Origin of the sequence: Limnohabitans sp. WS1, from assembly GCF_003063265.1 — a bacterium.
Classification (GTDB): Bacteria; Pseudomonadota; Gammaproteobacteria; order Burkholderiales; family Burkholderiaceae_C; genus Limnohabitans_A.
Genome location: NZ_NERU01000002.1, coordinates 21,060 through 38,037 on the forward strand (window position 1 = coordinate 21,060; position 16,978 = coordinate 38,037).

The window sequence follows — 16,978 nt, forward strand, 5'->3', positions numbered from 1 at the left end:
AAAAGCATGAGCACACCTCTACCGTCCATCTACCCCAACTGCCGCAGGTTGCTAGTGCCGACCGAAGACATGGTGCTGCGTTTCAGCTGTTACCACAAATATACCCTGGGCACCGACTTGCGTCAGTCAGCCATGGGCATCATGCGCACCGTCAATCAAGCCGTGTACGACAAACCGCGCCAGGCCCAGCACGTGCAGGCTCTAGTTTGGCGGGGGGACGACTATAAGCCGACGCCGCAGCTGAGCATGGGCGTGGGCCTATTTGCTCCTGGTCAACAAGGTAGTGCTGGTGGTGCAAATGCAGCGGGTATATCGCAGGCTAGGGTCAAAGCAAGATTGAGCTTCCAAAATTTTGAGCAAGCGGCCACCCTTGCCGCTGCCGTTGGCAAACAGTGCGGCAGTTGGGTGCAGGTTTTGGCCCGTCGCCTTCGCCGACGCGCAGAGCAAGCTGCTCCGTCTGGCATGGCCAGCGCGGGCGCCGGGTCACAGCCTGCACCGCCGGTGCAGTACCATCCCGCTTCACTGAGTGGATGCGCCACCTCTGTGCCCTTGGGCTCTGCAGAACTACTAGGGCCAGAGGGCAAACCATGACAAAGCCATGCTACCTGCGTTCTGCCAACCGCGCGGGCAAAGGCAGCCACGCGGCGGTGGACCGCCTGCATGCTTTTATGCGCCAGCGCAACGGGCATGGATGGTTGATGTGCCGCTACCTCTACACCCGCAAGAGCTCGGGCGGCGGCGCGCTGCGCAGCCTGTGCCACAAACTGCTGGCACAGACGGTGCAAGAGTGGTGCGCCGATCCTGCCGCTGCCGTCAAAGTGCCGCCACATAAGCGTCTGCGCAATGCGCCCGCCGGTTGCGGCTTGCCCATTGGCAACCTGACTAGCCAGTTTTTTGCCAACGTGTACCTCAATGAGCTGGACCAATTCGTCAAACAGACGCTCAAAGCCAAGCACTATGTGAGCTATGTGGGCGACTTTGTGCTGCTGGCCCCCAACGCGGCCACCCTGCGCCAGTGGTACGACCAAATTGCGCAGTTTTTGCAAGCGCGTTTGAGCTTGCGGCTCAAAGACGAACCCCGCCTGGCCCCGCTGGCGCAGGGGGTGGACTTTTTGGGCTATGTGCTCTACCCCAGTCACCGTTTGGTGCGTCGCCGAGTGGTGGCGCATTGCAAGGGCAAGCTGAGCGCCTGGGCGCAGCGCCATGTGACCTTCCGTTATGTAAACGCGCGTCATGCCCGTCTTGATAGGGCATCCATGGATTCCCGCCTTCGCGGGAATGACGCTCAGGGGCTGCACAACCAATGGCCGCTTGCGGTGTGCAGCGTGCAGCGAGCAAAAAGGCTACGAAACCCTGCGCTTTGCCTCGCCGCAAACGCCCGACGTCAGCCGCGTGCACGCCAGGCAAACCGGCTGGCTGCGCCACGGCACCAGCAGGCGCGAAATCACTCACTTCCAAATTTTTACGGAGATCGCACCATGAATAAGCCACTTTTTGCCAGTTTGTTGGCCGCTACACTGTTTGCCTCTACAGTGAGGGCACAAATCTGCCCCACTTGGCCCACGGCAGACCGCTTTACCCTGAACGGGGCGGAAGTGATCGACAAGCGCACCGGTCTGACCTGGAAACGCTGCAGTGAGGGCCAGAACTGGAACGGCAGCACTTGCACCGGCAGCGCTACGTTACACAACCACGAGGCTGCTTTGACACTGGCTAAAGCCGCCAACACCAGCCAAAGCGCCACCCTCTGGCGCCTGCCCAACGTGAAAGAGCTGGCCAGTCTGGCCGACAATGGCTGCCAACCCCCCGCGATCGACAACATGGCATTCCCGGCCACACCACCTAGCTCGTTCTGGTCTTCGTCGCCCGATGTGGGCGACGCCAGCTACGCTTGGTACGTATATTTCGGCTATGGCAACGTCTACAGACTCGACCGCGGCAACCACTACGTCCATGTTCGGTTGGTGCGTGCCAGTCAGTGATTGGGGCGGCGTAGCCGCATTTGGTTTGTTGAATCAGGTAGCGCGGCAAACCCATGGCTGATTTGGCTTTGGCCCGCAAACGATTATTAGATGTGAAACATGCTCAGCCATGATGAACTGATTGCCAAGTTGCTCGACAACCCGCAAGTGCGGGCCGCATTGTCAATGTCAGCGCCTGCTGGATAGAGGTCACACGCCTCGTTGTGTCGGCTTTCAGCGATGGGTTGTCGCTGTCACCGTGATCAATTTTCTGTGGTTTTGGTTTTGCGTGATTTCTTGGCGGCTGGCGCAGGCAGCAGGCTGGTGATGCGTTGGTACAGCTCGAACAGGAAGGCCACGCGTTCGGCGTCGGAGGCGTAGGACTTTTTGCCGCCGCTGGGTTGGTAGGCGGCGTCTACGGCGGTGTCTAGTTTTTGGTGGGCCTTGAGCAGGGCCGGGGGCATGGTCAGTGGGTCGTAGAGGTCGGCCAGTGATGCGTCTGCAAATTGGGCGCGGGCGTCGAGCACGCATTGGGCTGCTTGTTCGATGGAGTTGCGGTGTTTGTCGCTGAGTGGTTCGCCAGCGAAGCCCGGCCAAGGGTAGTTGTTGTAGACGATGCTGATTGAGTACGAAAAATCACTTTTGAGGCGTCCGCTCACTGATCTGGTCCATGCCATGTGCATTGAAGACTGAAGGATGCCAAATTCGGCCAAACTGGCTTTGGGTAGCAGACGCAGTTTGTTACTTGCAAGAGTGGAGGGTGTAAGGTAGCCAAGCGGTATGTATTCGCGGCGCTCTGAAGATACTTCTGGGATTGCCAAGTAAGGGCTTGTGGGCATGAACTCAACATGAAATCGTGTCGGGGTATCTGCAAGTTTCCGCGTTGGAGGACTTTTGCTGGAAAGGCGTGAAGCTTTAACCGCTTGAACACGTTTCATCGCTTCAGGCATTGCCCTGAGTGCCGTCGGTGAACAGTCGCCTAACCAAAGGCACCAGCGTTCGTAGCCATTCAAAAATTCGTCGGCACCCAACCAGCGGCGAAACCACTTTTCACTTTGGGGCTCAAGCGCAATGAATGCGTCACGCTCTTCTGTGCTGAAAAGGTAGCTGCCATCGTCAATGGGTTTGTTTCCAATGCCAATTTCGGGAACATCGCAGATGGGGTTGTTCCGTCTTGGCAAAACGACATCAGGTGCATCCACCAAGTAAGGATTGATGTTCTTTGCAGGCACGGCTAAAGGCGTGCCCTTGATGTCTACATATTCGTAGATCGTTTTATTGGTGAGGTCTTGCAGCCCAAAGCCTACGATCACGCAATGCACGGCGGCTTTTCCTCTTGCCTCATTGCTCCAGTTGAACGTGCGGTGTGCAAATTGAATGCGAATGCCTTGGCTGAGCATCCAGCCCCACAGCACGCCAACTTGCTCGCCTTGGGTGATGCTGTTGGTGGAAACAAAAGCGCAGCGGCAATTCGTTTCAGACTTCACATATCGCGTGGCCTTCACATACCAAGCCGCCACAAAGTCCAGCAGCCCCGAGTTGTCGATGCCTTCAAAAACGAGACGCGAGTCTTCGCGTTGAGCATCGCCCATGAATTTGGCACCGATGAACGGCGGATTGCCCAGCAAGTAACTGCACCGCCCAGCAGGCAGCACATCGTTCCAGTCCAGCCGCAGCGCGTTGGCGTGGCGTATTTGCGGTGAGCTTTTGAGCGGTATGCGCGCAAAGTACAGGCCAAACTCCACGCTCACGCGCAGGTTCATTTGGTGGTCCACCAGCCACATGGCCACTTGGGCAATTTGGGCCGGAAACTCTTCGATCTCGATGCCAAAGAATTGGTCCACGTTCACGCCGATCAGGCTGTGCACATCCATCGTCAACTGGCCTTTGTGGGCGCTCAGTTCGTGGTCGGCCCGCAGCACTTTCAGCTCCAGCTCGCGCAGTTCGCGGTAGCTGATGACCAAGAAGTTGCCGCACCCGCAGGCGGGATCAAAAAACGTCAGCTGGCGCAGCTTTTTGTGAAACTCAAACAGCTTGTTGCGGTGGCCTTTCACGCGCTCAAACTCGGCGTGCAGTTCGTCCAGAAACAGGGGCTTGATGACTTTGAGGATGTTGTTTTCAGACGTGTAGTGCGCACCCAAAATACGACGGGCCTTTTCGTCCATGATGCTCTGAAATAAGCTGCCAAAAATCGCCGGGCTGATGGCCGACCAGTCGAGCCCACAGGCGTCCAGCAGGGCTTCGCGCATGGCGGTGTTGAAGTCGGCCATGGGCAGGGTTTCTTCAAACAGGCGGCCGTTGATGTACGCAAACTGGTTCAGCTGTTCGTCGATGTTTTTGCTGCGCTGGCTTTCGTGTGTGTTGAGCACCTGAAACAGTTGCCCCAGGCGCGGCCCCAGGTCCGAGCCGTCGGGCGCGGTGCGTTCTTCGACAAAGTCTCTGAACGATTGCGCGGGCTGGAAGATGCCCGTGTCATCGGCAAACAAACAAAACAGCAGACGCACCAGCAGCACCTCCAGCGCGTGGCCGCTGTAGCCGCTGGCCTTCAGGGCGTCATGCAGTCGGCCCATGCGTTCGGCGGCCCTGATGTTGACCGGGTCTTCGGCCTGGATGTCTTGCACCTTGTAGCCCGCCAGCAGGCCAAACAGCTTGACGTGTTTGTGCAGGTGCTTGAGTTCAAATTCCACCGTCTCGCCCGTGGCCAAGCGGCGCACCCGAAAGCGGGCAAAGTCGCACACCACCACCAGCTGGGGCAGGTCGCGCTCGGGCAGGTTGTGCAGGTAGCCAATGGCCTGGTCCACCGCGTTGTCCAGGTTTTTGCCGCGCGACTTGTGCTCCACCAACAGCACGCCGGGCCAAAACAGGTCCACAAAGCCTTGTGCGCCGCCGAGCTTTTTGACGTTCAGCTCAAAGGTGGCGACGCGTTTGTTGGTGATGCCAAAGATTTCAAAGAAGTCGATCCAAAAGGGCTTGGCTTCGCTGTCTTCGTTGCAGGCGTCGGCCCAGGTTTTGCTGAATTGCAATGCCCTGGATTTGATTTCGTTCCAATTAAGACCCATTTTGTACTCATAAAGTGAGTCTGGATGTTAATGGAAAGTTCTCTATTTTTAAGATTGTTGGATCTATATGGGTCACAAAACGGGCTATGCAAAGCATTTCCTACCGTGTCTTCACGTATGGCACAACCCTTGGGGCTGGTTAGCATCGGTCTCTTGCCCTTGCTACTGACCGAGCCCCCAACATCACCATGCGACTCATCACCCCTGCTTTGCTGGCAACAAGTTTGCTGACCGCCTGCGCCACGCCTCAAACGCCGTTGAGTGCTGACCCCATTGCCGTGGTCGCGGCGGGCAGTTTGCGTGAAGCGATGACCGACATTGCAAGAGCGCATGAAGCGCGTACCAGTCAAAAATTGACCTTGTCTTTTGCCGCCTCTGGCCTGCTTCGCGAGCGCATCGAAAAGGGGGAAGCGGCCCAGGTTTTTGCGTCGGCCGACATGGGCCATCCGCAAAAACTGGCGGACGCCGGCAGTTGGAGCGCGCCACGCGTGTTTGTGCGCAATCAACTGTGTGCGCTCACCCAAGCCCATCTGAATTTGACGCCTGAGCGTTTACTGGGTGCTTTGCTCGATCCAGCCATCCGCCTGGGCACCAGCACGCCCAAGGCCGATCCGGCGGGTGACTATGCGTGGGCACTGTTTCGGAAAGCCGATGCGCTGAGTGCAGGCGCTTACGCCACGCTGGACCGCAAGGCTTTGCAGTTGACCGGCGGCCCCAGTTCGCCCAAACCCCCGGCAGGTCGCGGTGCCTACGCTTGGGTCATGGACCAGGGGCAAGCCGACATTTTTCTGACCTATTGCACCAATGCGGTGGCGGCACAACAAGAGGTACCGCGTTTGAAGATCGTGGCCGTGCCGCCGCAGTTGCAGGTCTCTGCGGGCTATGGCCTCACCGTGCGCCGTGGTGCCCACCCCGCTGCACAGGCCTTCGCCGACGCCCTGCTGGCACCCAGCGCACAGACCATCTTTGCACGCTATGGCTTTGGCAGCCCTTGATTTTTTGAGTGGGTGAGGTCAGTGGCTTACTGGCTTGGCTGACTTTGGAATGCCGAATGGTTTCATTCGTCGTCGAAGGGCAGGCCGCCTTGCAAAAAAGTACTTTTGCTGGTTGGCGTGGGAGCAGCCAAAAACACACCGTTGTGGGCATCGCCCATCAAAGAACGCCCCTGCAATGCCTGACCCAGCTGCTGGCCCAAGGCTGTACGTTGGAATGCGATCAAGCAATTACCCATTTTTATCTGGAAAAAGATAATTCATTTTTTTGGGTCTAAGCCAGCTCGACAACGCGAACATCGAAAGTCACTTTGAGCCAATTTCTGATGGCATCAAAAATAGCGGCCAGGTTGTCCATGCTGGGGTTGCCTTTGGGCGAAAGCATGCGGTGCAGGCTCTTGCTGGGTTTTTGGGTCAGTTCGGCCAAGCCTTCAAACCCCACCGTGGCGTTGACCAGATCGCGCAGGATCAATCGCGCCGAATCGGGCTCACCGCTCAGAAACAGCGTGGCCGCTTCGTCGAGCAATGCTTTGGCAAAAGCCGGATCACGTTGCACACGTTCAACCACGGTTTGCCTGAAATCACGCGTCAAGGTCATGTTGACTTTCCTTTTTTGTTGACAGCCAAGGCCTTCTTTCTGGCTTTGTATTCATCATGCAGGGCGACAGCCTGATCAATCGCCTTTTGCTGGTCTTTCTTGGTGCTGCCACCGAACAAAATGATCAAGGCATCACCTTCTTTGGCCAGATAGATCCGATACCCCGGACCCCAATCGATCTTGTATTCACCGATTCCCCTGAACCATTCCAAGTTGGAGGTGTGCCCCAATTCCAGACGGGCCTTGGCGACAGTGACTTTGGCCGCCGCTTGGGCATCCAATCCGTTGAACCACTTTTGGTAGGGGTTACCGCCATCCTCCCGGACGTATTCTTCGAGCCGGCGCTTCATGGCTCAATGGTAACACTTGTGTTACTTTTCTTGGTCATCATCTGTGCCTCCCTTTTTTTCCAGTCAGTGTAGGAAGCGTTGGGCGTGGTGACAAGCGTTGATTTTTTCGAGTCCAAGCAGACCAGAAATCCGCTAACAGCTTATGGCGTGATTTGCCAAATTGGCGCGATTATTTATAATCGCGCCAATCATGTCAGACTTCAATACCCAACTCTTGACCGTCATTCAGGCCCAGTCGGACGGCTTGTCGCTTGCAGAGGCCTCTGAAAAATGGCCCGATGTGCCGCGCCGCAGCATGCAAAGAGCTTTGGCAAAGTGGGTGGCGGAAGGTGAAATCGCGCCAGTTGGCAAGGCTCGTGCTACCCGTTATGTGGCTAATATTGAAATCGCGCCAAAAGTGGTGGTTCACGCTTTACCCACTTCGGTGGGTTTGTCCGAGTCATCCACTTGGCGGGCCGAAGAAGAACTCTCTAGCGGCCAGTGGCCGCTCTCGCCCGACAGCAAAGACATCCGCGCCTATCTGGCCCAGCCCTGGAGCACGCGCCAAGCCGTGGGTTACCAGTCTGAGTTTTTGCAGGCCTACCAGCCCAACGCCACGTTTTATCTGCCCCAGCCTGTGCGGGCGCAGTTGCACCGCATGGGCCGCACCGGGCCGGGGCCGCAACCGGCGGGCACTTATGGCCGTGCCGTGCTCGACCGTTTGTTGATCGATTTGTCTTGGGCGTCCAGCCACCTGGAGGGCAACACCTACACGCGCCTGGACACCCGCGCCCTGATCGCCCACGGTCAGCAGGCGCAAGGCCATGGCGTGACCGAGACGCAGATGATCCTGAACCACAAGGCTGCCATCGAGCTGCTCATGGACAACATGGACGCGCCGCAGTTCAGCCGCTACCTGCTGATGAACCTGCACAGCGCTTTGTCAGAAAACTTGCTCGAAAGACCCGAGGACGAAGGCCGCTTACGGTTGCATCCGGTGCAAATAGGCCAAAGCCCATACCAGCCGCCGTCGGGTCAGTCGCTGATTGGCACCTTGCTGGATGAAGCGCTGGCCAAATTCAACGCCATCGAAGACCCGTTTGAGCAGTCGTTTTTTGCCATGGTGCACTTGCCGTATTTGCAGCCCTTTGCCGACTGCAACAAGCGCACGTCGCGCCTTCTGGCCAACTGGCCGCTGCTGCAGGCGAACCTGTGCCCGCTCACGTTTTTGGGCGTGTCGCAGGACTGGTACACCGCCTCGGTGCTGGGCGTTTACGAGATGAGGCGCGTGGAGCTGCTGCGCGATTTGTTCATGTGGGCCTATGAGCGCTCGACCAAGGAATACCTCACTGCTAAGTCGAGCGTGGTGGAGCCCGATGTGCTGCGCCTGACTTACCGCGATGCCATTCGCCACATTGTCAAAGCCGTGGTGCAAAACCCGGAGCAAGACCCGCTGGCGCTGGTGGCCACCCAAGTGGCCCTGGCCGCACCCGGGCCAGATCGTGAAAATGTTCGGGCTTTGGTCATGCAAGAGCTGCGCCGTTTGCACGAAGGCGTGCTGGCCCGCTATGGCCTGCGCCCTGCAGAGATGGAGCGCTGGCGCAGCATTCAGGGGTGATTAGTCTTATTTTTAGGTCGGCACCTTCAGGTCCGACATGCGCAGGTTTGTCGGGGCTAAAGCCTCCGACCTACGAGAGACGCTCCCTGTAGGTCGGAGCTTCAGCTCCGACGTTTATTCGATTTGGCGCAAGTCCATGTCGGGGCTAAAGCCGCCGACCTACAAGAGACGCCCCCCGTAGGTCGGAGCTTCAGCTCCGACATCGATCCGATTTGGCGCAGGTCCATGTCGGGGCTGAAGCCGCCGACCTACAAGAGACGCTCCCCGTAGGTCGGAGCTTCAGCTCCGACGTGGCGCTGGTGAACCACTATGGCCAAGCCTGTCAGCCGCGCAAACCCTCCAGCACGTTCACCGTGTTCACGCCCACCTCGGCCACGGCATACCCGCCTTCAAACGTCAGCACCGTCGGCAAGCCCAGCTGCGCAATGGCTTGCCCCAGCTTCAGGTAATCGGCACTGCGCAATTTGAATCCCGAGATCGGATCGCCCTCAAACGTGTCCAGCCCCAGCGGCACCACCAGCGCTTGCGGGGCAAAGTCGCTCACCGCTTGCATGGCGGTTTGCAGCGTGGCCCACCAAACGTCAAACCCGGTGCCACGCGGCAGCGGCAGGTTCAGGTTGTAGCCCTCGCCAGCCCCCGCGCCGCGCTCATCCGCATGGCCCAAAAAGAAGGGGTACTCGGTGCGCGGATCGCCGTGAATGGACGCGGTGAACACATCGTTGCGCTCGTAAAAGATGGTTTGTGTGCCGTTGCCGTGGTGGTAGTCCACATCCAGCACGGCCACGCGCTGCAGCCCGCCATCGCGCAGGGCTTGCGCGGCCACGGCGGCGTTGTTGATGAAGCAGTAACCGCCCATGTAGTTGGGCCCCGCATGGTGGCCCGGTGGGCGGGTCAGGGCCAAGGCAAAGCGCTCGCCTGCCAGCACCGCTTGCGCGGCCGCCAATGCGCAGGCCGCGCCCTCGCGGGCGGCGGCCCAGCTGCCCGCCGTCAAAGGCGTGCCCGAGTCAAACGCAAACTGCCCCAGCCGCGCCGCAAAGTTGAGCGGCGGCACATCGGTGCGAAAGCCGTGTTTGGAGGCCAGCGGCCAGACCGAGGGCAGGGCGTCGCGCTCGGCATTGGTCGGGTCCAGCGCCACCCAGTCGTTCCACGCCCGAGCCAAAAAAGCCAAATAGTCCGGTGCATGTACGCGGGCCATGGCGGCGTTCACATCCGCCGCGGCATCGGGCGTCAGCAACTGCACCACAGGGCGGCGCTGCAGTTCATCGAGCACATATCGCAAACGGTCAGGCACTTCGTGGCAATCGACCAAGCGGCCCCGGAACATTTCCTGGCGGCCTGCGTGTTGGGCGTGGTGGGTGTTGTGGAAGATTTTCATGGTGATTGTGTTGCGGTTGACTTGATGAATGTATCGCCACAGGTCTTATCGATTGAAGTCAAGTGTTGCCCATGTCATCACAAAGGCGGTCGTGTTTGGTTGATCCAGAGCTGTATGGTGGGGCGAAGCCACTGTCGCTGGGCATAAGCGATCAGTCTTTCTGGAACCGAATCACCATTCATGATGAGCCGATTGAGCATGACCGCAAGGTCTACATCCGCAATGCACCATTGGCCGCACAGGTTTTCGGAGTCGTCAACAAGCAAGGACTCTGCAGCTGAGAAGAGCTTTTGCGCCGATTCTTGTGCGGCAGAGGAAAGCGGTGGCATCTTTGGACCGTAAAAAACAACCTCGGTAGACCTTTCTTGTCTGATGGGCATCAGATCGCTGCGAAGCCAAGCCTGAACTTGGCGTGCTTTGGCTTTGCCGCGTGGGTCAACGGGATACAGCGGTGGCCCTGGAAACAATGTGTCGATGTACTCGGTGATGGCTGACGACTCCGAAAGAGAGAAGTCGCCGTGAACCAAGGTGGGCACTCGGCGTGTGATGGACATGCTGGCGAAGTCGTCAGCGTGATTCTCTTTCGCGGCGAGGTCTACGGTCGAGACTTCAAATGACAAGCCTTTTTCATGAAGCGCGACGAATGCAGACATTGCGTACGGACTTGCGAATTGCGCATCAACATATAGGCGTAGGGTGGCGTGTTCCATAAGGCTCCTGCTGCGGTGGGTGTTGTGGATGATTTCTATGGGCTGATGTTTGGCGTGTGATACACATCAGGTTTGTGCAGCTCCATGAAACGGGGTGGAGCGGCCAGTGGTGTAAACCCAAATTTGGCATAGAGACCATGTGCATCGCGTGTGGCGAGCAGCATACGCCTGAGTCCTTGAACATCAGGATGATCAAACAAGGCATTGAGCATCCGGTAAGACAGGCCTTGTCCGCGATACGCAGGAAGAACATACACATCAGCCAGGTACGCAAAAGTTGCACGATCTGTCACAAGGCGTGCAAAGCCTACTTGTTGTTGATCGGCCAGTGCCCCGATGCACAAGGAGCCTTCAATGGCCTTGCGCACAACCTCGTGAGGAATGCCAACGCACCAGTAAGCCTCGGTGAGAAACGCGTGAATGGCATCCACGTCAAAACGTGATTGATCAAATGTGATGGTGAATTCGTTCATGTCAGTCCTCCACTTTTTGTGATTTATCGTTCGCTACATAAACCCTAAGGGAAAGTCGATACACCCAAATTTTCAAAACCCTTTGCACGCCGTTGGCTGCGCTGAGAAGGACGGAAGAACCTTGTCTTTGAACAACCTCCCCAGGTCAAGCCATTTGTCTCTTGTACCCTTCAGGCAGCCGTCGATGCAAACGAGGTACGAAGCCAAAGGACCCCCTGAAACGAAAAAACCGGCTTTTGCCGGCTTTTCCCCCCGTGCCCCAGATGGTCATGCCACGCTAAGAGCTCGGATTAGTTGTTCAAGAAATTATGGTGCAATTTTTGATGATTTTTTCTCAAACGCAATCATCTTGAAAATTTTTTTGCATTATTTTTGGCTACGATGCCCAAGGATAGGACGGTGGCATTCGGGATGACAAACAATGAAGTCACCTGGCAATTGAGATGACCAGTTCAGGGGTAGCAATGCGCACATGGCCAGTAAAAGACGCGGAAGTCCGGTTCAGTGAATTATTGGATGCATGCCTGTCCGAAGGGCCCCAAATGGTCACGCGGCATGGCATTGGGGTCGCTGTTTTGGTGCCGTTGCTGCAGTGGCGACGGTTGCAATCTGCAGCACGCCCTTCGTTGAAAGAACTGCTGCTCTCAGACCAAGCACGAACCGACATGCTCGTCCCGCGACGCGGACAAGTCAAAAAAATGGCTCAGAAGCCAGCGGAATTCAGTGAGCCACTTGCCTTGGCTCGCAACGCACGTCTGTCTTGACAGAGTTAGCGATGAAGCATTCGTCGTGCGCCAAGTGGTGCATCTCTTGCAGCTGAGCCTGGGTCGGTAGTTTGTCCCCAGAAAATTTGACCTCAGGGCGGAGCGTGACGGTGGTCATCATGAGCTTGCCTTCTGGGTTTTTGCCCATCACGCCCTCTGCTGCGTCATGGTAGGTGTCGACCACAAAACCATGTTTGACTGCAAAGGATAAAAACCAAAGCATGTGGCAGCTGGACAGTGACGCGACGAAGGCCTCTTCGGGGTCTACCGCATCGACCACGGAATAGGGCAGTGGAACAACGTGAGGGGATGAAGACCCCGCAATCTCAATGCCGCTGTCGAAGCGCAGGATGTGTTGGCGGCTGTAGCGGTTGTCGGTGAACTTTTGATCAGACCGAGCCCAAAGAATTTCGGCGGTGTAGATGGCCATGTGGTTTGTCGCTTCCCTGTGCGTGATTTTTTTCAGAGCTTTAACGCAGGCGTGCGTGACCTGAAGTCAAGCTGCCGTATGACTTTGGAGGTCCATGGTCATGAAGACGCTATGGGGGTCGAGTTGGTAGTCGCCAAAGGGGCCACAGGGCCGGAATCCGGCGCTTTTATACAGTTGGTGCGCTGGCGCAAACGTACTGGCTGGCCCGGTTTCCAGGCTCAGTCGTTGGTAGCCACGCACGATGGCTTCGCTGATGATGTGATTCAGAATGGCACGACCCGCGCCCCGACGTCGCTGGACCGTTGGGGTTCGCATGGATTTGATCTCGCCATGATCAAGGGACAGTTCCTTGAGGGCACCACATCCCAAAAGCAGATCGCCATCGCGAGCGGTCCAGAAGGTGATTTCGGGACGTTTGAGTTGGGCCACATCGAGTGCATGCACGCTTTCAGGCGGTGAAAGTTCATGCATGTGCCGCAAGTGCTCGTCGAGCAGCGCATACACATCTGGCCGAGCGGGATCGTCGGGTGCAATGGTCATTGACATGGCGTGTGGTGTTTTTGTGTGGTGGCCCAACTCGCCTCAGCCAAATTCCCGAAACCCCTTGAGCGCTGGCAGCGGCGCGAAGTTGGCCTCGCGTTTTTGTTGCATGGCGCTGATGGCTTCGCGCACGTTGGCGTTGCTCCAGATCGCGCCTTGCAGCCAGCCCATGTGGCGCAGACTGTCTTCGGTGCTGTGGTCGCGGGCGTAGTGCAGCACTTGCTTGGTGCCCCAGATGGCCACGGGTGGTTTGCTGGCGATTTCTTTGGCCGCTTGCAGGGCGGCGGCCACGGTGGCTTCGTGGGTGGGCAGCACCTCGTTCACCAGGCCGTGGGCGAGCGCCTTGTCGGCACTCAGGCGGCGACCCGTGTAGGCCAGTTCTTTGACCAGCGCCATGGGCAGCAGCTTGGGCAGGCGTTGCAAGGTGCCCACGTCGGCCACCATGCCGATGTTGATTTCCTGGATGCAGAAAAACGCGTCGGCTGAGGCATAACGCATGCAGCAGGCGGTCACCATGTCCACCGCGCCGCCAATGCAGCCGCCGTGGATGGCGGCAATGACCGGGATGCGCAGTTCTTCAAGCAGGGTGAAGGTGTGCTGCATGTCGGTCAGCAGGTCGTACACGGCCGAGCGGCCTTCGGCGCTGGTGTCGTCCATCTGAATGGCGCTGCCAAAGGTCTGCAGGTCCATGCCCGCGCTGAAGTGTTTGCCCGTGCTGGAGATCACCAGCGCCCGGGCGGTGCCCGCCTTGTGGATGTTGGTCAGCACCTCGTGCAGCTCGCGCCAAAAGGTCGGGTGCATGGTGTTCATCGCCTCGGGGCGGTTCATCACCAGGTGGGCGACGTGGCCTTCAGTCGTTAGGGAAAAGCAGTTGAGTTTGTTCATATGTGGTCTCCTGTTTTTGCAATGTAGCCGTTGCGGAAGGTCGGCTGTGTCTCGGTTTTGACCTGTCGGTGGGTTGTCGCATTCACAGATACTCGGCCTTGATGCGGGCAGCGTCTTCGACAAGCTGTGTCAGCCGTTTGGCCTGTTTGGCCACAAAGCTGGCGATGTCTTGGGCAAAGGCTCGTTCGTCTTGTTCGTAATCCGCTGCTTGGGCTTGTGCCATGGCTGCGGGTTCGGCCAGTTTGGCCAGGCGCTGACCTTCTCGGCGCAGCAGTTTGCGGTCGATGCCGCAGCGGGTGGCGAAGTCGGCCAGGGCGAAGGGGCTCACAGCTTCGTGCTCGAAAACATCGCCCCAGGCCATAGCCAGTTCGGTGTCAAAGCCGTCGTACTGCACCACGCTCACCAGGTCGTACCAAGGCGTCGGCTCCAGCAGTCCGCCAGGGCGCACGAAAAACGAAAAGTTCTTGCCATGTGCATCGCTGTTGCCAATGAGAAACTGAAACAGTGCCCAGCGCAGCATCGCCAGCCGCGTGCTGGCCTTGTTGCCGCTCAGTTCGGCGCAGGCGAATAGCTTTTCGTGGCTCAGGCCATCGCGGATGTGCCGCACTTCGGCAGCGTTGCCCAGGTTGCGTTCGTATTTGTAGCTCACCGGCAAGTCGCAGGCTTGGCAGGCGTCGATGATGTGCAGGCGCTGGACCTGCACCGGATCGCCAGAGCCCAGAATCGCCCGGTCAAAACGGCGCACCACCAGCACGGGGCGTGGTGTGCGCAACAAGGTCACCTCAGCCACCGGCAGGCCCATGCGTCGGGCCAGTGACATGCAAAAGTGCTCGTTGACGGCCAGGTGCGGTGTCTTGGGGTTGCCTGTGTCGGGTTTGAGGATGTGTGTGGAGGCCAGGCGCTGCCCATCCACCAGCCACAGCCGCCCCCCTTCGGCCAGCGGTGTGTCGATGAAAACCACCAGCTTGTCTTGCAAGCCTGCGACCGACATGCGTACTTGGCCGTCCCACACGGTCAGCGGCAGCTGCTCGCGCTGGGCGATCCGCTCTGCCAGTTCGCTCAGGGGTATTTCGCGCTGCATGGGCGCATCGGCGGGTGCGGCCGTGGCATCACCTGTGAATTGCAAGGCGCCTGCCGTCTCGGCACCGAGCGCCCGGATGAGTCCAAAGACATTGCTTGGGGTCAGGCCCTTGTAGACGACCGCCACGTCCAGTGCCCGGCCTTCTGGGAGCAGGTGTTCGATGAAGCGCTTGATCGTGGCAGAGCCGTACCCATCGTGTGCGCTTTTTGCGCTGGCCAAGGGCAGCGCGGGAGACAACGGAAAAGCTTGGGGGTTGGCGAGCCAGGGCGGTGCATAGCGCAAGCGCCACTGGTCATCGCGGCCTTCGTGCTCGATGACAGCAATGGGTGTTTGGTCGGTCCAGACATGCAGCGCGTCGGTCATGGCAGTGCTTTCATGCCTTGGGCGAGCCGCCGCCTTGGGTGCTGGCTTCGCGCGCCCAAGGGTGTTCTTTGGGCAAGACCATCAGCGCCAGGCCCAAGCCGTCGAGCACAGCCATGGCTTTGTCCAGTTGCACTGTGCCTTGACCGTTTTCGAGCCGGGACATGAGGTCCACCGACACGCCCAGCAGCCCGGCCGCGTCGTCGATGCGCAGCGATTGGGATTTGCGCCGCTCGCGCACGATGGGGCCGAGTGCGTTGGCTGTCGTCAAAACTGTGGCTTGTCGGGTGGGCTGATCATCCATGTGGAACTTTCGGTTGAGAGGCATCCGGGGGCATGGTTTGGGGTTGGTATTTCTCACAATCCGAAACTATCGGGTTTTGCTTCCGTCGTCAACAAATATTTCGGTATTTCAGAAATTTACATCTTGGTATGCGTGGCCAGGAACTTATTTCAGTTATTCCGAAATGAAAAGTGTCATCTTCCGGGACAGTTCTGGACCCAAACCGCAGACCAGCGGCATGCCTCTCAGTCGTCTGTGAACAGAAGCTGCGTTTGCCATTCATGACCCGGCTCTTCGGCCTTCATGGGGTGACTCACCAAATCAGGCGCTGTCCCCGCCTTGACCAGCGAGCCCACCCGCACACCCAGCAACCGAATGCGGCGCGACAGGTCCACGCGTTTGAGGCACTGGCCGGCCACTTGCCGGATGCGTTTGGCGTCTGCGGTGTATTCCGTCAGGCTTTGGTCGCGGGTGACGGCCTGGAAGTTGTCGTACCGCAGCTTGATGCCGATGGTTTTGCCTTCGTAGCCTTTGCGCTGCAAATCGGCGGCCACTTGTTCGCACAGCCGGGTGAAGACGGCCCCCAACTCGGCGCGGTCGCGCACGGCGTGCAGGTCGCGCTCAAAGGTGGTTTCGCGGCTCATGCTGACGGGTTCGCTCTCGGTCTCGACCGGGCGGTCGTCGCGGCCCCAAGCGGCTTCGTGCAGCCAAGCACCGTAGCTTTTGCCAAAGTTTTCAATCAGCCAGTGCTGTTCGCGTGCAGCCAGGTCGCCGATGGTGTGGATGCCAAAGGCCTTGAGTTTTTCATCGGCCTTGGGGCCAACGCCGTTGATCTTGCGGCAGGCCAGTGGCCAGATGTGGGTCTGTAGGTCGGCTTCGTGCACGACTGAGATGCCGTTGGGTTTGTTGAACTCGCTGGCCATCTTGGCGATCAGCTTGTTGGGGGCCACGCCCACCGAGCAGGTCAGGCCCGTGGCCTCAAAAATGCTTTTCTGGATCAGCCGCGCCAGCACGCGTCCGCCTTCACGCTGGCCGCCGGGCACGTCGGTGAAGTCGATGTAGACCTCGTCCACGCCCCGGTCCTGCATGACGGGCGCGATGTCGGTAATGATGCTTTTGAAGGTGCGTGAGAAGTAGCGGTAGCGGTCAAAGTCCACAGGCAGCAGGATCGCCTGCGGGCAGAGCTTGGCGGCTTTCATCAAGCCCATGGCCGAGCCCACGCCAAACTGCCTGGCCGCATAGGTGGCGGTGGTGATGACGCCGCGACCGGTGTAGCCATTCAAGCGAGGGAAGAAGTCGACCGGGATGCGGTCCAGCCGTTCGGCAAAAGTCTCTTCGGTCCATTCACCGTCGGGGTAGGCCGTTTGCAGCTTGCCCAGTAAATCATCTTCTTTGCGGCGGCCGCCGCCAATGACCACGGGCAGGCCCTTGAGCTGCGGGTAGCGTAGCAACTCGCAGGACGCGTAAAACGCGTCCATGTCGAGGTGGGCGATGCGCCTAGGCAGAGGGGTTGAAGGTGC

General features: G+C 58.6%; 18 protein-coding genes. 6 read left to right on the top strand and 12 right to left on the bottom strand.

Going from position 1 to position 16,978, the window contains the following annotated elements; all coding sequences use genetic code 11:
* Positions 1-6 precede the first annotated feature (6 nt).
* Together B9Z48_RS21340 and B9Z48_RS03815 are read left to right on the top strand one after the other, a co-directional pair.
* Complete coding sequence (locus B9Z48_RS21340) at positions 7-591, top strand: hypothetical protein (protein WP_146186232.1); 585 nt, start codon at positions 7-9, stop codon at positions 589-591.
* A complete protein-coding gene (locus B9Z48_RS03815; protein WP_158273204.1) occupies positions 588-1,982 on the top strand; it encodes a DUF1566 domain-containing protein in 1,395 nt (464 codons plus the stop codon). Before B9Z48_RS21340 ends, B9Z48_RS03815 begins: the two co-directional genes overlap by 4 nt.
* Positions 1,983-2,224: 242 nt before the next feature.
* Here B9Z48_RS03815 and B9Z48_RS03820 read toward each other — a convergent pair whose 3' ends face one another.
* Positions 2,225-5,020 (bottom strand): DNA methyltransferase, encoded by a 2,796-nt coding sequence (locus B9Z48_RS03820; protein ID WP_108377217.1) that lies wholly within the window; start codon positions 5,018-5,020, stop codon positions 2,225-2,227.
* Between the two features lie 188 nt (positions 5,021-5,208).
* Between B9Z48_RS03820 and B9Z48_RS03825 the strand changes: the two genes are divergently transcribed.
* On the top strand, positions 5,209-6,015 hold the full coding sequence (locus B9Z48_RS03825) for a molybdate ABC transporter substrate-binding protein (RefSeq protein ID WP_108377218.1): 807 nt from the start codon (positions 5,209-5,211) through the stop codon (positions 6,013-6,015).
* Positions 6,016-6,071: 56 nt separating this feature from the next.
* Positions 6,072-6,290, top strand: a complete 219-nt coding sequence (locus B9Z48_RS21510) for a hypothetical protein (protein WP_158273205.1) — start codon at positions 6,072-6,074, stop codon at positions 6,288-6,290.
* Here the strand turns inward: B9Z48_RS21510 and B9Z48_RS03835 are convergent.
* Positions 6,287-6,610, bottom strand: coding sequence for a DNA-binding protein (locus B9Z48_RS03835; protein ID WP_089954755.1), 324 nt, complete (start codon positions 6,608-6,610; stop codon positions 6,287-6,289). The two genes, B9Z48_RS21510 and B9Z48_RS03835, sit on opposite strands and share 4 nt — an antisense overlap.
* Positions 6,607-6,960, bottom strand: coding sequence for a type II toxin-antitoxin system RelE/ParE family toxin (locus B9Z48_RS03840; protein ID WP_089954752.1), 354 nt, complete (start codon positions 6,958-6,960; stop codon positions 6,607-6,609). The genes B9Z48_RS03835 and B9Z48_RS03840 overlap by 4 nt, the downstream gene beginning before the upstream one ends.
* A 190-nt stretch (positions 6,961-7,150) precedes the next feature.
* Between B9Z48_RS03840 and B9Z48_RS03845 the strand changes: the two genes are divergently transcribed.
* The gene (locus B9Z48_RS03845) at positions 7,151-8,557 is read left to right on the top strand and encodes a Fic family protein (RefSeq protein ID WP_089954748.1); all 1,407 of its coding nucleotides are present in this window, start codon (positions 7,151-7,153) and stop codon (positions 8,555-8,557) included.
* Between the two features lie 322 nt (positions 8,558-8,879).
* Here B9Z48_RS03845 and B9Z48_RS03850 read toward each other — a convergent pair whose 3' ends face one another.
* The 3 genes from B9Z48_RS03850 to B9Z48_RS03860 form a co-directional block, all read right to left on the bottom strand.
* Positions 8,880-9,932 (bottom strand): histone deacetylase family protein, encoded by a 1,053-nt coding sequence (locus tag B9Z48_RS03850; protein ID WP_108377219.1) that lies wholly within the window; start codon positions 9,930-9,932, stop codon positions 8,880-8,882.
* Between the two features lie 77 nt (positions 9,933-10,009).
* Complete coding sequence (gene yfcF / locus B9Z48_RS03855; protein WP_089954742.1) at positions 10,010-10,642, bottom strand: glutathione transferase; 633 nt, start codon at positions 10,640-10,642, stop codon at positions 10,010-10,012.
* A gap of 35 nt (positions 10,643-10,677) precedes the next feature.
* Positions 10,678-11,115 carry a GNAT family N-acetyltransferase gene (locus tag B9Z48_RS03860; RefSeq protein ID WP_089954738.1) on the bottom strand — a complete coding sequence of 146 codons (438 nt, stop codon included), beginning with the start codon at positions 11,113-11,115 and terminating at the stop codon, positions 10,678-10,680.
* A gap of 464 nt (positions 11,116-11,579) precedes the next feature.
* On the opposite strand from B9Z48_RS03860, the gene B9Z48_RS03865 reads away from it, so the two are divergent.
* Complete coding sequence (locus B9Z48_RS03865) at positions 11,580-11,879, top strand: type II toxin-antitoxin system Phd/YefM family antitoxin (protein ID WP_089954733.1); 300 nt, start codon at positions 11,580-11,582, stop codon at positions 11,877-11,879.
* On the opposite strand, the gene B9Z48_RS03870 is transcribed toward B9Z48_RS03865, so the two are convergent.
* From B9Z48_RS03870 to dinB, 6 genes are all read right to left on the bottom strand, one after another.
* Positions 11,836-12,309 carry an OsmC family protein gene (locus tag B9Z48_RS03870; RefSeq protein ID WP_089954729.1) on the bottom strand — a complete coding sequence of 158 codons (474 nt, stop codon included), beginning with the start codon at positions 12,307-12,309 and terminating at the stop codon, positions 11,836-11,838. The genes B9Z48_RS03865 and B9Z48_RS03870 overlap by 44 nt on opposite strands.
* Positions 12,310-12,375: 66 nt before the next feature.
* The gene (locus tag B9Z48_RS03875; protein ID WP_368664962.1) at positions 12,376-12,855 is read right to left on the bottom strand and encodes a GNAT family N-acetyltransferase; all 480 of its coding nucleotides are present in this window, start codon (positions 12,853-12,855) and stop codon (positions 12,376-12,378) included.
* Between the two features lie 36 nt (positions 12,856-12,891).
* Positions 12,892-13,734: an enoyl-CoA hydratase-related protein gene (locus B9Z48_RS03880; RefSeq protein WP_089954723.1), complete on the bottom strand. Its 843-nt coding sequence runs from the start codon at positions 13,732-13,734 to the stop codon at positions 12,892-12,894.
* Between the two features lie 82 nt (positions 13,735-13,816).
* Entirely contained in the window at positions 13,817-15,178 is a 1,362-nt protein-coding gene (locus B9Z48_RS03885) for a HipA domain-containing protein (RefSeq protein WP_089954720.1), read from the bottom strand.
* 10 nt (positions 15,179-15,188) lie between these two features.
* Complete coding sequence (locus B9Z48_RS03890; RefSeq protein WP_089954716.1) at positions 15,189-15,479, bottom strand: helix-turn-helix domain-containing protein; 291 nt, start codon at positions 15,477-15,479, stop codon at positions 15,189-15,191.
* A 224-nt stretch (positions 15,480-15,703) separates the two neighbouring features.
* On the bottom strand, positions 15,704-16,936 hold the full coding sequence (gene dinB, locus B9Z48_RS03895) for a DNA polymerase IV (protein ID WP_228769123.1): 1,233 nt from the start codon (positions 16,934-16,936) through the stop codon (positions 15,704-15,706).
* Positions 16,937-16,978 lie beyond the last annotated feature (42 nt).